This window comes from Pseudomonas sp. EA_65y_Pfl2_P78, assembly GCF_963970495.1.
GTDB lineage: Bacteria > Pseudomonadota > Gammaproteobacteria > Pseudomonadales > Pseudomonadaceae > Aquipseudomonas > Aquipseudomonas baetica_A.
In genome coordinates this window covers 58513-78928 of the sequence record NZ_CAXAON010000025.1, presented here as the reverse complement: position 1 = coordinate 78928, position 20416 = coordinate 58513, and the positions used below count along the sequence as shown (strand labels likewise).

Annotated in this window: 19 protein-coding genes; 11 read left to right on the top strand and 8 right to left on the bottom strand. The window is 61.0% G+C overall.

The window, feature by feature from the left end:
• The first annotated feature begins 37 nt into the window (after window positions 1-37).
• Complete coding sequence (locus tag AACY02_RS18770) at window positions 38-556, top strand: transporter suffix domain-containing protein (protein ID WP_339433239.1); 519 nt, start codon at window positions 38-40, stop codon at window positions 554-556.
• Between the two features lie 87 nt (window positions 557-643).
• On the opposite strand, the gene AACY02_RS18765 is transcribed toward AACY02_RS18770, so the two are convergent.
• Window positions 644-1420: an NAD(P)H-dependent oxidoreductase gene (locus tag AACY02_RS18765; RefSeq protein ID WP_339433238.1), complete on the bottom strand. Its 777-nt coding sequence runs from the start codon at window positions 1418-1420 to the stop codon at window positions 644-646.
• Between the two features lie 84 nt (window positions 1421-1504).
• On the opposite strand from AACY02_RS18765, the gene AACY02_RS18760 reads away from it, so the two are divergent.
• The 3 genes from AACY02_RS18760 to AACY02_RS18750 are packed head-to-tail and all read left to right on the top strand — an operon-like array spanning window position 1505 to window position 3438.
• On the top strand, window positions 1505-2398 hold the full coding sequence (locus AACY02_RS18760; protein ID WP_339433237.1) for a LysR family transcriptional regulator: 894 nt from the start codon (window positions 1505-1507) through the stop codon (window positions 2396-2398).
• Complete coding sequence (locus tag AACY02_RS18755) at window positions 2349-2609, top strand: hypothetical protein (RefSeq protein ID WP_339433254.1); 261 nt, start codon at window positions 2349-2351, stop codon at window positions 2607-2609. The genes AACY02_RS18760 and AACY02_RS18755 overlap by 50 nt, the downstream gene beginning before the upstream one ends.
• 43 nt (window positions 2610-2652) lie before the next feature.
• On the top strand, window positions 2653-3438 hold the full coding sequence (locus AACY02_RS18750) for a DeoR/GlpR family DNA-binding transcription regulator (RefSeq protein WP_339433236.1): 786 nt from the start codon (window positions 2653-2655) through the stop codon (window positions 3436-3438).
• Window positions 3439-3542: 104 nt separating this feature from the next.
• Here the strand turns inward: AACY02_RS18750 and AACY02_RS18745 are convergent, their stop codons facing one another.
• From AACY02_RS18745 to moaA, 4 genes are all read right to left on the bottom strand, one after another.
• The gene (locus AACY02_RS18745; protein ID WP_339433235.1) at window positions 3543-4826 is read right to left on the bottom strand and encodes an NAD(P)/FAD-dependent oxidoreductase; all 1284 of its coding nucleotides are present in this window, start codon (window positions 4824-4826) and stop codon (window positions 3543-3545) included.
• A 32-nt stretch (window positions 4827-4858) separates the two neighbouring features.
• Window positions 4859-6223: a glutamine synthetase family protein gene (locus tag AACY02_RS18740; RefSeq protein ID WP_339433234.1), complete on the bottom strand. Its 1365-nt coding sequence runs from the start codon at window positions 6221-6223 to the stop codon at window positions 4859-4861.
• A 408-nt stretch (window positions 6224-6631) separates the two neighbouring features.
• Window positions 6632-7975, bottom strand: coding sequence for a chromate efflux transporter (chrA, locus tag AACY02_RS18735; protein WP_339433233.1), 1344 nt, complete (start codon window positions 7973-7975; stop codon window positions 6632-6634).
• A gap of 192 nt (window positions 7976-8167) precedes the next feature.
• Entirely contained in the window at window positions 8168-9166 is a 999-nt protein-coding gene (moaA, locus tag AACY02_RS18730) for a GTP 3',8-cyclase MoaA (protein ID WP_339433232.1), read from the bottom strand.
• 669 nt (window positions 9167-9835) lie between these two features.
• Between moaA and AACY02_RS18725 the strand changes: the two genes are divergently transcribed.
• Entirely contained in the window at window positions 9836-10294 is a 459-nt protein-coding gene (locus AACY02_RS18725; RefSeq protein WP_339433231.1) for an REP-associated tyrosine transposase, read from the top strand.
• A gap of 145 nt (window positions 10295-10439) precedes the next feature.
• Here the strand turns inward: AACY02_RS18725 and AACY02_RS18720 are convergent, their stop codons facing one another.
• Window positions 10440-11291 carry a CAP domain-containing protein gene (locus AACY02_RS18720; RefSeq protein ID WP_339433230.1) on the bottom strand — a complete coding sequence of 284 codons (852 nt, stop codon included), beginning with the start codon at window positions 11289-11291 and terminating at the stop codon, window positions 10440-10442.
• A 199-nt stretch (window positions 11292-11490) separates the two neighbouring features.
• Between AACY02_RS18720 and AACY02_RS18715 the strand changes: the two genes are divergently transcribed.
• Complete coding sequence (locus AACY02_RS18715) at window positions 11491-12111, top strand: cell wall hydrolase (protein ID WP_339433229.1); 621 nt, start codon at window positions 11491-11493, stop codon at window positions 12109-12111.
• On the opposite strand, the gene AACY02_RS18710 is transcribed toward AACY02_RS18715, so the two are convergent.
• Window positions 12108-12995, bottom strand: coding sequence for a LysR family transcriptional regulator (locus AACY02_RS18710; protein ID WP_339433228.1), 888 nt, complete (start codon window positions 12993-12995; stop codon window positions 12108-12110). The two genes, AACY02_RS18715 and AACY02_RS18710, sit on opposite strands and share 4 nt — an antisense overlap.
• A 103-nt stretch (window positions 12996-13098) precedes the next feature.
• On the opposite strand from AACY02_RS18710, the gene AACY02_RS18705 reads away from it, so the two are divergent.
• On the top strand, window positions 13099-14511 hold the full coding sequence (locus AACY02_RS18705; RefSeq protein WP_339433227.1) for an MFS transporter: 1413 nt from the start codon (window positions 13099-13101) through the stop codon (window positions 14509-14511).
• Window positions 14512-14562: 51 nt separating this feature from the next.
• Here the strand turns inward: AACY02_RS18705 and AACY02_RS18700 are convergent, their stop codons facing one another.
• Window positions 14563-15276 carry a murein L,D-transpeptidase catalytic domain family protein gene (locus AACY02_RS18700; protein ID WP_339433226.1) on the bottom strand — a complete coding sequence of 238 codons (714 nt, stop codon included), beginning with the start codon at window positions 15274-15276 and terminating at the stop codon, window positions 14563-14565.
• A gap of 150 nt (window positions 15277-15426) precedes the next feature.
• On the opposite strand from AACY02_RS18700, the gene AACY02_RS18695 reads away from it, so the two are divergent.
• The 4 genes from AACY02_RS18695 (at window position 15427) to AACY02_RS18680 (ending at window position 20318) form a co-directional block, all read left to right on the top strand.
• Window positions 15427-17043, top strand: a complete 1617-nt coding sequence (locus AACY02_RS18695) for a L,D-transpeptidase family protein (RefSeq protein WP_339433225.1) — start codon at window positions 15427-15429, stop codon at window positions 17041-17043.
• 75 nt (window positions 17044-17118) lie between these two features.
• The gene (locus AACY02_RS18690; RefSeq protein ID WP_339433224.1) at window positions 17119-18003 is read left to right on the top strand and encodes a LysR substrate-binding domain-containing protein; all 885 of its coding nucleotides are present in this window, start codon (window positions 17119-17121) and stop codon (window positions 18001-18003) included.
• Window positions 18004-18102: 99 nt separating this feature from the next.
• Window positions 18103-19218: an agmatine deiminase gene (aguA, locus tag AACY02_RS18685; RefSeq protein WP_339433223.1), complete on the top strand. Its 1116-nt coding sequence runs from the start codon at window positions 18103-18105 to the stop codon at window positions 19216-19218.
• A gap of 2 nt (window positions 19219-19220) precedes the next feature.
• Window positions 19221-20318 (top strand): extracellular solute-binding protein, encoded by a 1098-nt coding sequence (locus AACY02_RS18680; RefSeq protein ID WP_339433222.1) that lies wholly within the window; start codon window positions 19221-19223, stop codon window positions 20316-20318.
• Window positions 20319-20416 lie beyond the last annotated feature (98 nt).

Genomic DNA, 20416 nt, shown 5'->3' with positions numbered 1-20416 from the left:
TTCGGGCATCAGCCCCCACCCAAACAGGTACGAGACCATGGAAACTGCCCAAGATCCGGTGACACCGGGCCACGCCACCTGGCGCTTCAAAGTCGGTGTCGGGATCATCTGCCTGATGCTCGGCTCGTGGCTGATGGTGCCGCTGGCCGCCGCCCTCGATGTACCCGGCTCGAAGGTCGCGGCGCTGACCGGCGTGCTGTTCATCAGTAACAAGGTGTTGTTGCTGCTGGTCATCGCGGTGATGGGCAAGGCGGGGTTCGCTGAACTCAAGCGCACGATTGGCCGGCATGTCTCGGGGATGCTGCCGACGCCTGTCGCGGAAGTCTCGCCGCTGCGGCATCGGGTGGGCGTGGTGATGTTTTGCCTGCCGTTGCTGACGTCGTTTCTGGAACCGTATTTCGACAACTTCTGGCCGGGGTTGCGGCCCAATCTGTGGCAACTGCAATTGTTGGGCGACTTGATGTTTATTGGCAGCTTTTTTGTGCTGGGCGGGAATTTCTGGGAGAAGGCGCATGCGTTGTTTGTGCGCAAGGCGCGGGTGGTGGTTGCTGATTAAGATCAAAAGATCGCAGCCTGCGGCAACTCCTGCGTTGGGATTGCGTACCCCCGGTAAGAGCTACTGCAGGCTGCGATCTTTTTGGGCTTAACGAATGTGTGCGGCGAAACCTTCACTGTCCGGGGCAATGGCATCTTTGAGCGTCAACGCCGGAATCTCGTAATCCCCTGCATTCTGATGTCGAAACGCAATTGGCCGCGTGCTCCACAACTCATCCAGACGCCGTCCCAGTTCATCAGTCGTCTGGGCATACCGCGCTTCATCCATGCGACTGGTGCGGTAAATCAGGAACGGCGGCAGCACCTCAAAACCGGGGTAGTGCAGAATCCCGTGCTGGATCGGAAACAGCAGATCATCCATCGGCCCATTGATCCCGCGCGGGCTGTAATGCGATTCCCAGCCACCGGTGGTGACCATCAACATCGCCCGTTTGCCTTTCATCTTCCCTTCGCCATAACGCTCGCCCCAACAACTGTCGGAGTGTTCACCCACACCGTAGGCAAACCCGTAGGCGTAAACCCGATCGACCCAGCCCTTGAGGATCGCCGGCATCGTGAACCACCACAGCGGGAATTGCAGGATCAGCGCGTCGGCCCACAGCAGTTTTTCCTGCTCGCGGGCGATGTCGGCGGCTTGTGTGCCTTGGGCGTAGGCGCGTTTCGAATCGAGGGAGGCGTGGAACGGCTGGTTTTTATCGCGCTCTGGGGCGTCGTCGGCGTCGAGGGTGGCTTTCCAGTTCATCGCGTAAAGGTCGGAAACCTGCACGCTGTGACCGGCGGCTTCGAGGCGCTGGACGGTGAAGTCCCTGAGCGAGCCATTGAGGGAGGTGGGTTCGGGATGGGCGTAGACCAATAGCACTTTCATGGGGGAACTCCGTGGCTGAATGGCAGCAGGATCGGCGTTCCACAGGTATATTGGAAATGAATTTCTGATATGTCTGGTATAGCCATGAATAATTTGAGACGGCTGGATATCAATCTGCTGTTGACCCTCGACGTGTTGCTGTCCGAGCACAACGTCACCCGCGCGGCGCAACGGTTGAACCTCTCGCAGCCTTCGGTGAGCGTTCATTTGGCCAAGCTTCGTGACATCTTTGGCGATCCGCTGTTGCTCCCCGGCCCACGCGGCATGCGTCCGACGGCGCGGGCCGATGAGTTGCGCGAGCCTTTGCGCGAGGCGCTGCAAGCACTGGAACGGGCGGTGGCGCCGGCTGCTGCGTTCGACCCCGCACTGGCGACCCAGACCTGGAAAGTCGCGGCGACGGATTACGGCGAATCTACCGTTCTCCTGCCAGCCCTGAGTGGTTTGCGTACGCAGGCACCGGGCACTCGGCTGGCGGTTATCGACCTGATGCCAGCGCAATTGGTCAAGCAAGCGGAGCAGGGCGTGTTCGATCTGGCGCTGCACATCACCGAAGACGCGCCGCTGGACCTGCATCAACGGGTGCTGTTTACCGAGCGTTACGTGTTGGCCGGGCGTCTCGGGCATCCCGGTTTGACCGGTAAACCGAGCTGCGATGAGTTCTGCGCACTGGAACACGTGCTGGTGTCGCGTGAAGGCGGGGGCTTTTTCGGGGTGACTGACAAGGTGCTGGCCGACGTGGGGCTGTCGCGCAAAGTGGTGCTGTCGGTGCCGCACTTTTTGATGGTCATGGCGGTGCTGGCGAGCACCGATCTGGTGGCGATGCTACCGTCACGGCTGGTGCGCGGTAACCCGGCACTGCAAGTGGTCGAGGCACCGCTGCAGGTGCCGGGCTACGAAATGGCGATGTTCTGGGGCGAGCGACTGCACCGTGATCCCGCGCACAAGTGGTTTCGCGAGCATCTGGCAGCGTCGGTTTGATGCCTCAGGCGTGACCCAAGGCAACCGCGAAAGACACGACGATCATGCAAGCGAAAGCGAAATTGAGATTCATAAGGTGTTCATCCTGAAGCCTGTTGAGAGTGGGGCCATTCTGAACAGGCGCAATGCAAAGAAAAAAATCGGCGTGTTGATTCCAATGATCGAAACAATTGATACCCGCCTGTTTGTGTTTGCCCGGGGCTTTGGCTAATCTCGGTTAAAACCTGCAATTACAAGCATAAACAGGCATAACCATGCACGATCATTCGGTCACCGAACTCCCATCCCTGCGTCGGCAGAAAATCCTCCTGATCCTCGAACGCGACGGCAAGGTCATGGCGTCCGAGTTGAGCCAGCACTTCGCTGTGTCCGAAGACACCATCCGCCGCGACCTCGCCGAACTGGATAATGCCGGCCTGGTGCAACGGGTACACGGCGGTGCTTTGCCAAGGCCGAAGGACACCGGCAAGGACTACTTCACCCGCATCAGTGAAACCGATGAGGTAAAGACGCGCCTGGCGCAGCTTGCCGCCGGGCGGGTGAAGGAAGGTCAGATTGTGCTGTTCGACTCTGGCACCACCACGTTGCAGATTGCGCGGTCATTGCCAGCGGATATCCGCATCACAGCGGTGACCACCTCGCCGATGACCGCCATCACTCTCGCCGAATACAAGGGCATCAAGGTGATTCTGGCGGGCGGGCAGTTGAACCTGGCGACCATGTCGGTCAGCGGTCACGAAACTGTGCGTCTGCTGCAAAGCATCAAGGCTGACCTGCTGTTTACCGGGGTGTGCGCGATTCATCCGGAGGTGGGACTGAGTTCGCTGTATTTCGATGAAGTGCCGGTGAAACAGGCGCTGTTCGAAAGCGCCGCGCAGGTGATCGCGGTGACCACGGCGGACAAGCTGGGCGCGGTTGAGCCGTTTGTGGTGACGCCGTGCACGCGGGTGCATACGTTGATTACCGAGCAGCATCTGGCGTCGGGAAGTGTCGAGGATTACCGGCGCTTGGGGATTGAGGTGGAGCAGTTGCCCGATTGAGATTTGTATAGCGGCTCAGGGCCTCATCGCGAGCAGGCTCACTCCTACAGTTGGAATGCATTCCCCTTGTAGGAGTGAGCCTGCTCGCGATGGGGTCAGTCCAGTCAACGCAACTTTTCAAGCATCTGGTAATACCACATCCCCGCCGCCAACAACGGGTTACCCAGCAAATCCCCCATCGGCACGCGAATGTGCTGGCACGCGGCAAACGTATCGAACTGCTCCATCTGCCCGGTGATCGCCCGGCTCATGATTTCGCCCATGATGTGGGTGGTGGCGATGCCATGCCCGGAGTAGCCCTGGCAGTACCAGACGTTGTCCGAGAGTTTGCCCAGTTGCGGGATGCGGTTGATGACGATACCCATCGCGCAGCTCCACTGGTAATCGATCTGCACGCCTTTGAGCGCCGGGAAGGTCTGCTCGATGCACGGGCGCAGTTCGGCGGCGATGTCGCGTGAATCCTTGCCGCTGTAGTTGGCGCCGCCGCCGAACAGTAAGCGGCCGTCGGCGGTCAGGCGATAGTAGTCGAGGACGAAGCGGCAGTCGTAAACCGCGAGGTCTTCGGGGTTGATCTGTTTGGCCAGATCGCCCAGCGGCGCGGTGGTGACGATGCCGCCCATGGCCGGAAAAATCTTGCCCTTGAGTTGGCCCGGTTCGAGTTTGTGGTAGACGTCACCGGCGAGCATCACTTGATTGGCGTCGATCTGGCCTTGGGCGGTTCTCACACCTGGCGTAGCGCCGTGAATGATCTCCAGCACTTCGCTGTTTTCGAAGATCAGCGCCCCGAGACTTTCCGCCGCTCGCGCTTCGCCGATGCACAGGTTGAGCGGGTGCAGATGCAGGTTGCGGGTGTTCTTGATCGCCCCGTGATAGAGGTCGCTTTGCAGCAAGTCGCGCACCTGGCTGCGGTCGAGCAGGCTGACTTCATCACCCAGGCCGCGGCGCACGGCTTCTTCGTAATCGCTGCGCAAACCGGTCATGTGGCCGGGTTTGTACGCGGCGTGCAAATGGCCGTGTTTGAGGTCGCACTGGATGCCGTATTTTTCCACGCGCTGCTGGATGATCTCGTGCCCGCGCCAGCGCAGGTGCCAGATGAAATCATCGACCTCGTCGCCGAGTTTCGGACGCATCTGTTTGCGCATCGCACCGTCGCCGGAGAGGCTGCCGGTGACTTGCCCGCCGTTGCGCCCGGTGGCACCCCAGCCGATTTTGTGGCTTTCGACGATGGCGACTTTCAGGCCTTTTTCAGCCAGCTCGACGGCGCTGGCGACGCCGGTGAAACCGCCGCCGATGATCACCACATCAACCTTGTGCCTGCCTTGCAGAGTCGGGTAGTCGGTGTCGCGGTTGAGGGTTGCGGTGTAGTAGGAGTTGCTGCGTTCAGTCATGTCGGTATCCAAGGCAAAAAGAGGAAAAAAGATCAGGCTTCGGTCAGGTACCAGCGCCAGTCCTGCTCACCCACTTCGGCCATGAACTGCCGGTACTCCGCACGTTTCACTGCCAGATACACCCCAAGAAATTCCTGCCCCAGCGCATCCCGTGCCCACGCCGAATTTTCCAGCGCCGTGAGCGAGGTCAGCCAGTCGGTCGGCAGCAATTCTTTCGCCTGCGCATACCCATTGCCTTGCACCGGTTCGCCCGGATCGATGACTTCTTTTATGCCGCGATGAATGCCCGCCAGGATCGCCGCCGCTGCTAGATACGGGTTGGCGTCGGCGCCGCAGATGCGATGTTCGATGTGCCGGGTATTGGCCGGACCGCCCGGCACGCGCAGGCTGACGGTGCGGTTATCGACGCCCCAGGTCGGCGCCAAAGGCGCGTAGCTGTTGGCCTGAAAGCGCCGGTAGGAGTTGGCGTTCGGGCAGAACAGCAGCAGCGAATCGAGCAAGGATGCGAGCATCCCGCCAATTGCCGTACGCAGCAGCGGCGTGCCGGCAGGGTCTTCGGAGGCGAACAGGTTCCGCCCCTCGGCGTCGGCGAGGCTGACGTGCATGTGCATGCCCGTGCCGGCCAGATCATCGAACGGTTTGGCCATGAATGTCGCTTGCATGCCGTGCTTGTGCGCGATGGCTTTGACCAGCCGTTTGTAGCGCACCGCCTGATCCATCGCCTCCAGAGCGTCGCCGTGTTCAAGGGTGATTTCCACTTGCCCCGGTGCGTATTCCGAGATCGCCGTGCGCGCCGCAATGCCGTGCAGTTTGCAGGCGCTGTAGAGGTCGGCGAGAAACGGTTCGATCTGCTCCAGCTCACGCAAACCGTAGACCTGAGTGTGTCGCGGTCGCCCACCGTCGGCATCCAGCGCCGGTTGCGGACGGCCGTTGTGATCGCGTTTCGCGTCGAGCAGGTAGAACTCCAGTTCGCAGGCCATGATCGGGTTATAACCCTCGGCCTTGAGGCCGTCGATGACCTTGATCAGCAAGTGACGCGGGTCGGCGATGCTCGCTGGCATGCCTTCGCTTGGGTGCATGCTGACCTGCACCGCCGCCGTCGGAATCTGCCGCCACGGCAAGCGCACCAGGCTGCCTTGCAGCGGGTAGGCGCGGCAGTCGATATCGCCGACGTCCCACACCAGCCCCGAGTTTTCGACGTCGTCACCCTGTACGGTCAGGCCAAGGATGGTGCTTGGCAATGGACGGCCGCTCTCGTACACGGCGAGCAGCTCTTCGCGGTGCAGAAGCTTGCCGCGCGGCACGCCGTTGGCGTCGAGGATGAACAGCTCGATCATGTCGATATCGGGGTTCTGTTCAAGGAACAGGCGTGCGTCTTCAATGGCTGCGAATTTCATAATCAATCACTCACGATGGCGCCGCACAGGCGCGCAGAATCGGTCCGGACGCAGCTCGGCATTAGGCGCGGGCGTCCTGGCAGGTATATCAAGGAGTAGGGGGCTGTCGCGGCTTCTTTCAGGCGCGATCAGGCAGGCAGGGCGATATCCGGCGGGCGTGCGGAGTGACGCAGCTTGGAACGGCGCAGGGCCATGGGGAGATTGACGATACGATTCATGCGCGGCCCCTGTGAGGGAGGGCGCACTTAGCGGAGACGTTCAACGAGTTTCGTTGTTGTGGTGACGTACTCATAACGCGTGTTTCCGTTGGCGGAAAACGTCGGTGGCGGGACTGACCCGCCGACCGGTGTGCCCGGATAGTAAGGGGCAATCCACGGGCGTGTAAACGGGAGATTGGCTGGCTGCGTTTCAGCCCATCAAGTGAAAGGCCAGCCCGGCAAGGGCGCAAACGATCAGCACAGTGATCACGCCACGCTTGAAAACGAACAATGCCAACGCCGCTGCAACCGCCAGCGTCACCGAGAAAAAGTCCATGTGCCCGGCAAAGCCGTTCGGCCAGAACACGTGGTAGGCAAAGAAGCACGCCAGATTCAGAATCACCCCCACCACCGCTGCGGTGATGGCGGTCAACGGAGCGGTGAACTTCAGCTCGTTGTGAGTCGACTCCACCAATGGCCCGCCAGCGAGGATGAACAGGAACGAGGGCAGGAAGGTAAACCACGTCACCAGCGTCGCCGCCAACGCGCCAGCGGCGAATGCATGTTCCGGGCCGAACGCCGGTTGCACATAACCACCGATAAAGCCGACAAACGCCACCACCATGATCAGCGGTCCCGGCGTGGTTTCGCCCAAGGCGAGGCCGTCGATCATCTGCGTTGGTGTCAGCCATCCGTAATGCCCGACGGCGCCCTGATAGACGTAGGGCAGCACCGCATAGGCCCCGCCAAAGGTGAGCAACGCCGCTTTGGTGAAGAACCAGCCCATTTGTGTGAAGGTGCCGTCCCAGCCCAATAGAGCGGTCAGCAACGCCATCGGCAAACACCAGAGCGCTGCACCGATCAGCATGATTCTCAGCAATTTGTGCAGGCTGAATCGTGCGTGCTCGGGTGTCGGGGTGTCGTCATCGATCAGCGCGGCGCCGAAGGATTTTCCGCCGCTGCGCTGGGCGTCGTTAGCGAATCGCCGGGGCGCCAGTCGTCCACCGAAATAACCGATCACTGCGGCGCCAAGCACGATCAACGGAAACGGCACATTGAAGGCAAAAATCGCCACGAAAGAGGCGCCGGCAATGGCCCATAGCCACGCGTTTTTCAACGCCCGCGAACCGATGCGGTGGGCCGCGTGCAGGACAATCGCCGTGACCGCCGGTTTGATCCCGTAAAACACCCCGGCCACTGCCGGCAGATCACCGAAGGCGATGTAGACCCACGACAGTGCAATCAGGATGAACAGCGACGGCAAGACAAACAGCACACCCGCGATCACACCGCCCCAGGTTCGGTGCAGCAGCCAGCCGATGTAGGTCGCCAGTTGCTGGGCCTCAGGGCCGGGCAGCAACATGCAATAGTTGAGTGCGTGGAGGAAACGTCTCTCGCAAATCCAGCGCCGGCGTTCGACCAGTTCCTGATGCATGATCGCGATTTGCCCGGCCGGGCCGCCGAAACCGATGCAGCCAAGCTTGAGCCAGAAGCGCCAGGCATCGCGCAGGCTGACCGGGTCGGGGCGAGGTAGATCTTTGGGCGTTGTACTCAAGCGTGGCTCCTGAGGTGAATCCGTGGGGAGCGGCTATCTAATCAGGCTTTTGTGACGCAGTGCCAGACAGTTTGAGAATCCAGCATCTGGCTCCGACCTTGTGGCGCAGCCGCCCGCTGTACGGCGCAGCCTTCGCTGTCCTTGCACAACCGCACATGCAATGCGATCCCGTTTACGCCGATGAGTGACGGTTCAGCCGCCGGTCATGTTCATGAACCGCACGACCTGAACGTCGTCGTTCACTTCAAAATTGTGCCGATACGGCTTGAGCTTCATGGCTTCGATGATGGCTTTCTCCAGCCGTTGCGGTTGCCCAGGGTGGGCGCGCAGCACTGCTTTCAAATCCACCGAATGCTCGTTACCCAGACACAACAGCAAGCGCCCCTCGACAGTCAGCCGCACCCGATTGCAGGTGCCACAGAAGTTGTGGCTGTGCGGCGAGATGAACCCCAGGCGAATGTCCGGTGCCTCGGCCAGCCGCCAGTAGCGCGATGGACCTTGAGTCGATTCGGCAGAGTCGATCAGGGTATAGCGCTCGGCGATCTTTTCGCGCACCTGCGCGCTTGAGAAAAACGACTCCGCCCGGCTGTGCTCGCTGATGATCCCCAGGGGCATCTCTTCGATGAAGGAGACATCCAGCTGACGGTCGATGGCGAAACTCACCAGATCGTTGATCTCTTGATCGTTGCGGCCCTGCATCACCACGACGTTGAGTTTTGTTCGGGTGAAACCGGCCTTGCGCACAGCATCGATACCGTCGATCACCTGAGCCAGATCGCCGGTGCGGGTCATCTGTTTGAAACGCTCGGGGTTGAGGCTGTCGAGGCTGACGTTGAGACGTTTGACCCCGGCATCGAACAGCGGCGCGGCGAGTTTGCCCAGTTGCGAGCCGTTGGTGGTCAGGCACAGTTCGCGCAGGCCGGGCAGGGCGGCGATCTGCTCGCACAACTTGACCACGCCCGGGCGGATCAGCGGCTCGCCACCGGTGAGGCGGATCTTGCGGGTGCCCAGGGCGACGAAGCTTTGCGCCAGTTGATGGATTTCTTCCAGCGTCAGTACCTGTTGCCGGGGCAGGAACTGCATGTCTTCGGCCATGCAATAGACGCAGCGGAAATCGCAGCGGTCAGTGACTGACATGCGCAAATAGTCGACGCGGCGGTTGTAACCATCGATCAGGACGCGTTCTGACATGACAGCCTCGCAGGAATGAGAAATCCGCGATTAACGGAACAAGACCGCGCAGGTTATGGACAACGTTGTGTGGCGTCCAATCACTGTTAATGAACGGCTGATTGATTCTGTCGATGATCAGATATTTCTTGCCCGCGGGGTTATGAATAGCAATCAGACAATGTGCGCAGGGTGAATAAGTACCCACGAACCAATACACCCCCATCCCCTGTGCGGGCTTGCTCGCGAAAGCGTCATGTCAGGCAACATCGATGCTGAATGTGTCGGCCTCTTCGTGAGCAAGCCCACTCCCAGCCTGAATCGTGGTCAACCGCAAATCTTCGCCAATCCACCAACCCCCCTGTGGGAGCGGGCTTGCTCGCGAAAGCGTCAGGTCAGGCAACATCAATGCTGAATGTGTCGGCCTCTTCGTGAGCAAGCCCACTCCCAGCCTGAATCGTGGTCAACCGCAAATCTTCGCCAATTCACCAACCCCCCTGTGGGAGCGGGCTTGCTCGCGAAAGCGTCATGTCAGGCAACATCGATGCCGGATGTGTCGGCCTCTTCGTGAGCAAGCCCACTCCCACCTTGGATCTGCGGTGCAGACACATTCTGCGAAAAAACATGGCCTGCGTGTTGTGATCGCTGATCTAGCCTTTTCTGAACTCAAATCATCAACAAGGCAAAGGAATGCCCCAACGATTCTCGTCACATCGCCTGCGAACCGGCCGTTATTGCGAAAACAACCGAATCTACCTTCTAACCGCCAATACCTTGGGGCGTGAGCCGGTGTTCAAGGATTACAGGCTCGGCCGATTGATCGTGAACCAGTTCAGACAAGCACAGCAGGAGGGCTTTGCTGAAACATTGGCGTGGGTGGTCATGCCGGACCATTTCCACTGGCTGATCCAGTTGCAAAAAGGAACATTGGACCCATTGATGTGCCAGGCCAAATCCTTGAGTACTCGTTCAATCAACAAGGCGACCGGCAGAACTGGGAGTCTTTGGCAGCCAAGCTTCCATGATCATGCGCTGCGACGGGAGGAGGATTTAGTGAAGCTGGCCCGCTATGTAGTCGCCAATCCCTTAAGGGCAGGGCTGGTGGAAAAGCTTGGTGATTACCCGCTATGGGATGCAATCTGGGTTTGACCTACGGATATGGCCAGACACAGATTCTCCATCCAGCGACGACCTACTGTGGGAGCGGGCTTGCTCGCGAAAGCGTCAGGTCAGGCAACATTGATGCCGGATGTGTCGGCCTCTTCGTGAGCAAGCCCGCATTTGATCTGCGTTGTTATTGAGCACCAAACATCGTGGTCCAGTAGATGCCTGCATCGCTTTTCGGGTCGGTCGCGTAAGCGGCGCCGAGTTCCTTGTATTGCGGGTTCATCAGGTTGGCGCAGTGGCCAGGGCTGGCGAGCCAGCCGTCGACGACTTTGCGCACACTGTCCTGGCCAGCGGCGATGTTTTCACCGACCCGTTGACCGCTGTAACCCGCGAGTTCTGCGCGGTCGCCCGGTGTGCGGCCGTCGCGGTCCTTGTGGTCGAAGTAGTTCTTGTTGGCCATGTCGCGGCTGTGATCCTGGGAGACAGTGCCCAAGGTGGCGTTCCAGGCCAGCGGCGGGGCAGCGCTAAAGGCCTGGCCGCCGCACTGACGTGGCTGACGGCGGGCGACATTGAGTTGCTCCAGCAGTTTCTGGCCCTCACTTTGTGCATCGCCCAGCTTGGCTGACAACAGCGGTCGCGCCAGCACAATGCGCCAATCACGATCGGCGCGACTGACGCCGATATCGACGAACTGCGGATCCAGCACCACCTGACAGAAACTTTCCTGAATCGCCTTCATCGCCGCCCCCGCATCCCGTGGGCCGTTGAGGGTGATCGCTTGAACCTTGTTCATTGGGTAACTGGCGCTCACCATGGCCTGCTGCAAATCGACGGCGCCGCTGGCCGGCAGGATCAGGCGCGGATCACTCGACAGTGGCGGTAGTTCGTTGGAGGCCTGGCTGCCGCAACGTTGTGGTTCGCTGCGGTATTTATTGATCGACTCGATCAGTTGCGACTCATCGGTGGCCATGGCCGAGGCGGCAAAGGCCATGCCTGCGGTCAACGCGGCAACGCGTAAAACGGATGGCATGAAGCGCATGGAAATCTCCCTTGAGCTGAGTGCGCCCATGATGCGCGAAACGCCCCCGGTGGGTGCAATGTCTTTTTCTTCATTCGGTGGTTTTTTCAGCGGAACGTTACCCGCGATTTTGCCGTCTACACTCAGCCAAGGCCCCGGAAACCGGGGGGCTCCCCTGCGTAACACCTTGCCCGACTCGGGCCCTGCCGGAAGAACTGACATGGGATTGAAATGGTTGATTGGCTGCTTCGCGTTAACCCTGTTAGCCAACGTTGCAATGGCCACCGATCAGGCGCCGATCCAGGCCAAGGCCGAAGAAAAAGCCCAAGTGCTGGAAGAGAAAGCCGCGGACAAAGTCAGCGCTGCTCCGGCGCCAAAATCCGAAGCGATCACCCCAACTGAAGTGCAAGCAGTGGACCCGGCCGGCGCCGCGCCGCTGGATGATCCCATCACCTGCCTGGCGCGCAGCATCTACTGGGAAGCCAAAGGCAAGGACACCCCGCAAATGGAAGCCGTGGCCAGCGTGGTGATGAATCGTCTTGGCCACGAAGGGTTTCCGGACACGGTTTGCGCCGTGGTGAAACAGGGGTCGGAAGCTAAAACCTGCCAGTTTTCCTGGTGGTGCGATGGCAAGCCGGATCAGGTCAAGGAAGACGCCGAATATGCGCAGGCAAAGGAAATCGCCGGCAAGGCGTTGAACCGTCAGCTCAAGGATCGCACCCACGGCGCGTTGTATTTCCACGACCGCAACGTGCATCCCGGTTGGGCCAAGGCCTACCGTAAAACTGCCGAGACAAAAAAATTCCTGTTCTATAAACCCGCTGGCGGCGATGCGCGTTAGGCGCAGACTTCCCGCACGCAGTTGCGCAGCCATCGATGTGCCGGGTCGGCGTCCATTCGCGGATGCCAAAGCATTGAGACGCTGACTGGGGGCATTTCGAAGGGCAGGGCAAAACTGTGCAGGCCCTTGCGCAGCTTGCTGGTGTGACGTTCCGGGACGGTGGCAATCAGGTCTGATTCGCGCACCAGCGTCAGTGCCGCTGAGAACCCGCCGAATGAAGTGACGATGTCACGCGTCAGCCCCGAGGCGAGCAACGCCTCGTCTACCGGGCCGCTGCTGCGCCCGCGTCTTGAGATGAGAATGTGCTGGCCGCCGGCAAAGCGCTTGGCGCTGATCTTGCCCGAACTCAAGGGGTGCTCCTGACGTACCACCCCGATCCAGCGATCCTCAAACAGGATTCGGCTGTGCAGCGTCGGGTCGGTGCTGTCATCGACCACGCCGGTCTCCAGATCCACCCGGCCTTCGCGCAAGGGTGTGCTGTCCTTGTCGGCTTTTTGCACAAAGCGCAGGCGCACGCCGGGAGCCTCTTCAGCGATACGGGCGAGCAGGGCGGCGGCAAAGGTTTCGACAAAGCCATCGGTGTTGCGCAAGGTGAAGGTGCGTTGCAACTGGCCGGGATCAAGCCCCTTGGCAGGCCGCAACATGGCCTCGGCTTCTTGCACCAGAGGGCTGACCCGTTCGCGCAATTCAAGCGCGCGCGGCGTCGGCACCAGGCCCCGACCCGCGCGCACCAGCAACGGATCCCCAGTGGTTTCACGCAAACGGGCAAGGGCGCGGCTCATGGCCGAAGGGCTCAGTTGCAGGCATTTGGCGGCGCGGGCGACGCTGCCTTCGCGCAGCAGCACATCGAGGGTGATCAGCAGGTTAAGATCCGGCGCGGTCATGACATGGCGTTCTGTGCAGGTATCGAGTGCAAATCATGCGTCTTGCGCCTTGTGTTGTCGAGACTCACGCTATGGCTCACGACCTTTGCCCTGTGAGCGCGCCATGCCCCGACAACCCTTGAACACCCAAGCCCGCTGGGCCCTGTCCAGCCTCGCGCTGTCGATGTTGATGCCGTCGCTGGACACCAGCATCGCCAACGCCGGGTTGCCGGCATTGGCGGCGGCGTTTGATGCGACGTTTCAACAGGTGCAGTGGATCGTTCTGGCTTACCTGTTGGCGATTACCACATTGATTGTCAGCGTTGGGCGTCTGGGAGATGGCATCGGTCGACGTCGATTGCTGTTGATCGGCATCGGTATTTTTACCAGCGCATCGTTGTGCTGCGCGCTGGCCCCGGGGCTGGGCTGGCTGATCGGCGCGCGGGCAGTGCAAGGCCTTGGCGCGGCGATCATGTTCGCATTGACCGTCGCGCTGGTGGCTGACGCAGTGCCCAAGGCGCGGGCGGGCAGTGCGATGGGGTTGCTGGGTACGATGTCGGCCACCGGTACCAGCCTCGGGCCGGCGCTGGGGGGGCTGTTGATGTCGCATGTCGGCTGGCAGTCGATATTTGTGCTCAACGTGCCATTGGGTTTGCTTAACGCGTGGCTGGTGTATCGCTATCTGCCGGCGGATCGGGCAGCAGGGCCGCGTGTTGCGTTTGACGGGTTCGGGACAGGCGTGTTGGTGTTGACGCTGGCAGCCTACGCGCTGGCGATGACACTGGAGGAGGGCACGCTGGGGTTGCTGCTGATCAGCCTGTGCGGCGCAGGATTGTTCATTGTGGTCGAGATGAAAGCCAAGGCGCCGCTGATTCGCCTGTCACTGTTCGCCGACCCGCGCCTGAGCGGCAGTCTGGCGATGACGTTACTTGTGGCCACCGTGATGATGACCACCCTGGTGGTCGGGCCGTTTTACCTCAGCCGCGGGTTGGGCCTCGCCAGCACCGTGGTCGGATTGGTGTTGTCGGTCGGGCCACTGTCGGCGGCGCTCGGCGGCGTGCCGGCCGGGCGTCTGGTGGATCGCTTCGGTGCCCGGCGGGTGGTGCCGGGGGCGTTGCTCGGGATGATCGGTGGCTGCGCTGTGCTTGCACTCTTGCCAATGAGCCTCGGTGTGCTGGCATACGTGTTGCCGATGACGCTGATCGCCGGCAGTTACGCGCTGTTCCAGGCGGCCAACAATACCGGGTTGATGGCGACGGTCAGTCAGGATGAACGCGGCGTGGTGTCGGCGCTGCTCGGGCTGGCGCGCAATCTGGGATTGATCACGGGCGCGGCGGCCATGGGGGCGCTGTTTGCCATGGCTTCCGGTAATCCGACCCTGGCGCCTGCGGCGGTCATCGCCAGTGGAATGCACATCACCTTCGGCGTCGCCACGGTGCTGATGGCCATGGCTCTGATCATCAGTCGAATCGGGTTCAACGGTGGGCGCGGGCGTGCTCGCGAAGGCGTTGGCCCCGTCAACCTGTCTGGTGATTGACACACAGCCTTCGCGAGCAGGCCCGTTCCCACAGGAGCGCCGTGGGGGGCGTTAGCTGGCGTGGCTACCCAGAATGCTCGCCACCTGCTGCGGCTGACAGTTGAGGTACGGCGACTTTTTCAGCCAACGCTGATCCGGATACCAGGAGAACATGAACTGGCCGTTCTTGAGTTTATCGATCACCTGCCTGGCAATCTGAGGTCGCACTGCCGGGCAACCCTGGCTACGGCCGATACGGCCCTGACGCTTGCTCCACAACGGATTCACGTAATCGGCGGCGTGGATCACGATCGCGCGATCGCGCGCCATGTCATTGAAACCCGGTTCCAGGCCGTCCATGCGTAACGAATAGCCGTGGGTGCCTTCGTAACTTTCCTGCGTGCGGAACAGGCCCAGGCTGGATTGATAACTGCCTTCGCGATTGGAGAACTGCGTGGCGAAGTTTTCTCCGGAATTGGAGCCATGGGCGACCAGGTCGCGCAGCACCAGTTTTTTCCGGGTCAGATCGAAAATCCACAGTCGGCGCGCGGTGGACGGTTGCGAATAATCGATGATTGCCAGGTGGCGAGACGGTTTCGCACCGTTGCTGACGGCGCATTTCAAGGCGTTCAAGGCACCTTTCAGCGCTTGGGGATTGAGTTCTGGCGCGGCGTGCGCGAGGCTGGTGAAGAGCACCGGCGATGGTTTGCCGGCGGCGAAAGCTGGGCTGGTCACGGCGACAAGCGTCGCGCTGGTCAGCAAAAGTCGGCGCAAAAACGTCAACATTTATAAAGTGTCCTCACTGGCTACTTATTTGGCACTTTGGCTCCTGACTCCCAGTCATAACCTGCAAGCCCGCAGATCGGGCCTGACTGTTCAGCGCACCTGATGTAAGGTTGGCCATCATCAAGATGGCCATGGATTGGAGTAAAGCAGTTGTTCAAAAAGTACGCATGCTACTTGAGCATTTGTTTGCTCGCTGCGCCGTTTGTCGCTTGTGCCGATGATTCGTTGCCGCCCTTGCAGACGCTGCCCACGCCGCCGGCCGAAATGCCCGTCGAGCCGCAAAGCCCGTTGCAGGCTGTGCTGATCGGTCTGCCACACGCATGCCCGGCCATCGCCGCGCACCTCAACGGCCCCGCACTGGAGCGACTCAACGCCTTTTATCAGCAGCAGGACTGGATGCCGGTGTGGGCCAGTGAGTCCGGGCGGTTGCAGGCCTTGCACGGGCAATTGCAGTTGTTGGCCGACGATGGTCTCAACCCGAACCGCTACCCGGTCGCGATGACCCCGCCCCAGGATGGCGAGTTATGCGCCGATATCGATATCAGCCGCTATTACCTGCAAGCCTTGCAGGATCTGCATTTCGGTCGATTGCTGCAATCTCATTTCGAGCCGCTCTGGCGTGCCGACGATACGCCGCGCGACCGTCAGACTGAATTGCTCGCAATCGCCGTACCGGGGCTAAATGACCTTCGCGCAGCGTTCGACCTCGCACGTCCGCATCTGGCGCAGTACCAGAGCCTGCGTCAGCTCTACGCCGCGCAACGGCTCAAAGCCTTGCCACAATGGCCGTCAGTCGGCAGCGGACCGCTGCTGCGCCCGGCCATGGAAGACAAGCGTGTGCCGGATCTGGCGCTGCGCCTCTATAGCGAGGGTTATCTGGCCGACTACATCGCCCCCCCCGCCAATGCCTACGACGATGTGCTGGTGGAGGCGGTGAAAAACTTTCAAACCAATCATTCGTTGCAGGCTGATGGTGTGGTGGGGCCGGGGACAATTGCCGAACTCAATATCAGCCCGCTGGCCCGCCGAGACCAATTGCGGGTCAACCTCGAACGGTTCCGTTGGCTGGCGCAAGACATCGAGCCCAATGGCCTGCTGGTCAACGTCGCCGCTGCCGAACTGACGCTGTATCAGGGCGGCAAACCCGTGTGGCAGACCCGCACGCAAGTCGGTCGCGCCGAACGCCAGACGCCGCTGCTCAAGTCGCGCGTTACGCGCCTGACCCTGAACCCGACCTGGACCGTGCCGCCGACCATCTGGAAGGAAGACAAGTTGCCGGCGATCCGCAAGGATCAGACGTTCCTCAGCCGCCAGAACCTGCAAGTGCTCGATGCCAACGGTCAGCCCTTGGCGGCAGCCGACATCGACTGGGATAACCCCGGCAATATTCTGCTGCGTCAGGACGCCGGGCCGCGCAACCCGCTGGGGCAGATGGTCATCCGCTTCCCCAACCCGTTCTCGGTGTACCTGCACGACACGCCGAGCAAGGCGCTGTTCGACAAGGGGCCGCGAGCATTCAGCTCCGGCTGTGTGCGGGTCGAGCACCCGATGCAACTGCGCGACCTGCTGCTCACCCCGGCAGAAAGGGCCCGCACCGAGACCTTGCTCGCCACGGGCACCACCCATGAGTTTCGCTTGGCGGCGCCGGTGCCGATCCTGATGACCTACTGGACGGTGCAAGTCGACAGCGCGGGCCATGTGCGCTATTCGCCCGACATCTACAGCCGTGACGGCGCATTGCTGGCGGGGCTGGACAGGGCGCATTAAGCGTCTGCGGGTGCTTGGTTTTCTGAGCACCCGCGTTGCCGGTCAGCATGGCCCACAAAAAACGGATCTATTTCCATGCGACGACTTCCCTCATTGGCGGCCTTGCGCACGTTCGAATGTGCCGCCCGCCACGCGCATTTCGGTCGAGCGGCGGCGGAGTTGTGTGTCACCGACAGCGCCGTCAGCCATCAGATTCGCCAGCTCGAAGAACAGCTCGGCGTGTCGCTGTTTATCCGTGAAGGCCGACAGATTCGTCCGACCATCGCTGCCGGACGCCTGATGCAAAGCCTGCAGCAGGCCTTCGAACTGATGGGCGATGCCTGCGATGAGTTGCGCGATCCGTCGTCGCTGGCGGTCCTGCGCCTGGCTGTCACCGCTGAGCTTGCACAAAAGTGGCTGATGAGTCGCCTCTCCGATTTCTATGCACGCTATCCGCACATCACTTTGCACCTCTATGAACAACCCATCGACGCGAGTGCACCGGGCGAGGACATCGACCTGGCCATCACTTACGGTACCGGCCCGGTGGACAGCAGCGCCTACTTCGTCCGGCCTTTGCCCGACCTGCAGTTCTTCCCGGTGTGCAGCCCTGGCCTGTTCAATCAGGGCAGTCTGAAAACGCCCAAGGACCTGACGCGCCACTGCTTGTTGCACGACGACCAGGACGGCAAGACCTGGACTGCATGGCTGACCCGCCACGCCGGCGATCAGCGCCCGGAGCGTCAGCTGTATTTCGCCCATGCCGGGTTGGCGCTGGAGGCCGCCGCGCAAGGGCAGGGCGTGGCGATGGGCGACAACCTCACCGCGCAGGAAGACTTGCAGAGTGGCCGACTGGTGCGTCCCTTCACATCGAGCATGACGGCTCTGGGCCAATACGCGCTGGTTTGCGAGCGCTTGCGGCTAGAGCGTCCGGCCGTGGCGCAGATGCTGGAATGGTTCAACGATCAACTGGCCGATTGATGAGTTGAATTCAACTGTTCCGAAATAATCATCGTTGGCGGGCCAACGCCCTGCGACCTTAGCCTGTGGTCATTCCCATCCCGAAGACGAGGTTTGACCATGGCACGTTTGCTCGACTCCACCCCCAAACACGACGGCTTCCGTCTGCCTGGCGAATTCGAAGCCAAGTCCGGCTGCTGGCTCGGCTGGCCGGAACGCACCGATGTCTGGCGCAACGGCGCCAAGCCTGCGCAGAAAGTCTGGGTGCAGATCGTCACCGCCATCTCCCGCAGCGAACCGGTCACCGTGTGTGCCAGCGCCGCGCAATTCGCCACCGCCCGCCGCCAGTTGCCACCCCAGGTGCGCGTGGTCGAGATGACCTGCAACGACACCTGGTTCCGCGACAGTGGCCCGTGCTTTGTGGTCAATGATCAGAGCGGCGAAGTGCGTGGCGTCGATTTCGAATTCAATGCCTATGGCGGACTCGACGGCGGGCTGTATTACCCGTGGGACAAGGACGACCAGATCGCCAGCAAGATCCTTGAGATCGAGCGTTTCGACCGCTATCGCGCGCCGTTGATTGCCGAGCTCGGCGGGATTCAGAGCGACGGCCAGGGCAGCATCCTCACCACCGAACAGTGCCTGCTCAACCGCAATCGCAACCTGCATCTGGGCAAGGACGAAGTCACCCGGCGCCTGACCGATTACCTCCGTGCCGAACAGGTGATCTGGCTGCCACGCGGGTGCAAGTTCGATGAAACCGATGGCCATGTCGACGACCTCGCCTGTTTCGTTCGTCCCGGCGAAGTGGTCTTGCAGTGGACCGACAACCGTGATGATCCGCAGTGGGAAATCTACCAGGAAGCCTACGACATCCTGCGCAGCACCCGCGACAGTCGTGGCCGTGAGTTGATCGTGCACAAACTGCCGCAACCGGACGCGCTCGAATGGACCGCCGAAGAGGCCGAAGGTCTCGATCAGCAGGACAGTACCCACACCCGTCAGGCCGGCACGAAAATCTGTGCTTCGTACATCAACTATTACGCCGGCAATAGTTCGATCGTGGTGCCGCTGTTTGGTGATCGTCAGGACAAAGTCGCGCTGGCGACGCTGGCCCAATTGTTCCCGCAGCACAAGATCGTCGGCATCGAAAACTCCCGGGAAATCCTCCTCGGCGGCGGCAACGTCGCGTGCATCACCATGCCGCAATACGCCGGCCTGAAAAAAGGAGCCTGAGCATGGGCCTGCACAAACTGACTCAAGCGTTAATGCTGGTGCTTGCACCCCTGTGTGTGCAGGCCGCCGACACCGACAAACTGGTGGTCAATCTGTACATCTGGGGCGAATACCTGGCCCCGGATACGTTGAAGAATTTTGAGGCGAAAACCGGCATTCGTGTGGTGGCCGATCACTTTGATTCGCTGGAAACCGTCGAAACCAAACTGCTCACCGGGCGCAGCGGTTATGACCTGGTGCTGACCGCCGGCCAGCACTTGTCGCGGGCCATCCAGAGCGGCGCGATTCAACCGATGGACAAGGCCCGCGTGCCGCATTTCGCCGGGGTGGGTGAGGAGTTTCGCCAGCACATGGCGGTGTTTGATCCGGGCAATCGTTATGCAGGGATCTACGCCTGGGGCACCACCGGTGTGGGTTATCAGCAAGAGGCGATCAAACAGCGTCTGCCCGATGCGCCAACAGACAGTTGGGCCATGCTGTTCGATCCTGCGGTGGTGTCGAAATTCGCCGATTGCGGGGTCAGTCTGCTCAACGATCCCAACGAAGTGTTCGCCGCCGTCATGAAGTACATGGGGCTGGACATCAACCGGCAGAATCTCGATGACTTGAAATTGGCCGAGCAGCAACTGGCGAAGATCCGCCCGTACATCCGCTACTTCGACAATGACCTGAACATCAGCGATCTGGCCAATGGCAACACCTGTGTGGCGATGTCATGGAACGGCAACGTCGCCATCGCCGCGGGGCAGGCGCAGGCAGCCAACAAGCCGTTCACGCTCAGCTACCGGATACCGAAACAGGGCACGCTGATCTGGTTCGACGCCATGGTCATTCCCAAGGATGCGCCGCATCCGCAGGCCGGGCTCGCGTTGATGGACTACCTGATGACCCCCGAGGTGATTGCGCCGATCACCGACACCATTCACTACGCCAATGCGATTACCGCGGCCGATGGGTTGGTCGATGCGGCGATTCGTCATGATCCGGGGACGTATCCCTCTGCACAGGTCAGGGCTTCGCTGTACAGCAAGAATGACAATGGCAAGGCGTTCAATCGGGCGTTGATTCGGGCATTCAGCCGGTTGAAGGCTGGCCTGTAAATGGGCGTTAAATCGACTGATGTCTTCGCGAGCAGGCTCGCACCCACAGGAAACTGCATTACAAATGTGGGAGCAGGCTTGCTCGCCAAGAACGATAA

What these genes read in the sequence shown, in the direction of transcription:
- AACY02_RS18770 (WP_339433239.1), top strand. Translation starts at nt 38, where the DNA reads ATGGAAACTGCCCAAGATCCGGTGACACCGGGCCACGCCACCTGGCGC.
- AACY02_RS18765 (WP_339433238.1), bottom strand. Translation starts at nt 1,420, where the DNA reads ATGAAAGTGCTATTGGTCTACGCCCATCCCGAACCCACCTCCCTCAAT.
- AACY02_RS18760 (WP_339433237.1), top strand. Translation starts at nt 1,505, where the DNA reads ATGAATAATTTGAGACGGCTGGATATCAATCTGCTGTTGACCCTCGAC.
- AACY02_RS18750 (WP_339433236.1), top strand. Translation starts at nt 2,653, where the DNA reads ATGCACGATCATTCGGTCACCGAACTCCCATCCCTGCGTCGGCAGAAA.
- AACY02_RS18745 (WP_339433235.1), bottom strand. Translation starts at nt 4,826, where the DNA reads ATGACTGAACGCAGCAACTCCTACTACACCGCAACCCTCAACCGCGAC.
- AACY02_RS18740 (WP_339433234.1), bottom strand. Translation starts at nt 6,223, where the DNA reads ATGAAATTCGCAGCCATTGAAGACGCACGCCTGTTCCTTGAACAGAAC.
- moaA (WP_339433232.1), bottom strand. Translation starts at nt 9,166, where the DNA reads ATGTCAGAACGCGTCCTGATCGATGGTTACAACCGCCGCGTCGACTAT.
- AACY02_RS18725 (WP_339433231.1), top strand. Translation starts at nt 9,836, where the DNA reads ATGCCCCAACGATTCTCGTCACATCGCCTGCGAACCGGCCGTTATTGC.
- AACY02_RS18720 (WP_339433230.1), bottom strand. Translation starts at nt 11,291, where the DNA reads ATGCGCTTCATGCCATCCGTTTTACGCGTTGCCGCGTTGACCGCAGGC.
- AACY02_RS18715 (WP_339433229.1), top strand. Translation starts at nt 11,491, where the DNA reads ATGGGATTGAAATGGTTGATTGGCTGCTTCGCGTTAACCCTGTTAGCC.
- AACY02_RS18710 (WP_339433228.1), bottom strand. Translation starts at nt 12,995, where the DNA reads ATGACCGCGCCGGATCTTAACCTGCTGATCACCCTCGATGTGCTGCTG.
- AACY02_RS18705 (WP_339433227.1), top strand. Translation starts at nt 13,099, where the DNA reads ATGCCCCGACAACCCTTGAACACCCAAGCCCGCTGGGCCCTGTCCAGC.
- AACY02_RS18700 (WP_339433226.1), bottom strand. Translation starts at nt 15,276, where the DNA reads ATGTTGACGTTTTTGCGCCGACTTTTGCTGACCAGCGCGACGCTTGTC.
- AACY02_RS18690 (WP_339433224.1), top strand. Translation starts at nt 17,119, where the DNA reads ATGCGACGACTTCCCTCATTGGCGGCCTTGCGCACGTTCGAATGTGCC.
- aguA (WP_339433223.1), top strand. Translation starts at nt 18,103, where the DNA reads ATGGCACGTTTGCTCGACTCCACCCCCAAACACGACGGCTTCCGTCTG.
- AACY02_RS18680 (WP_339433222.1), top strand. Translation starts at nt 19,221, where the DNA reads ATGGGCCTGCACAAACTGACTCAAGCGTTAATGCTGGTGCTTGCACCC.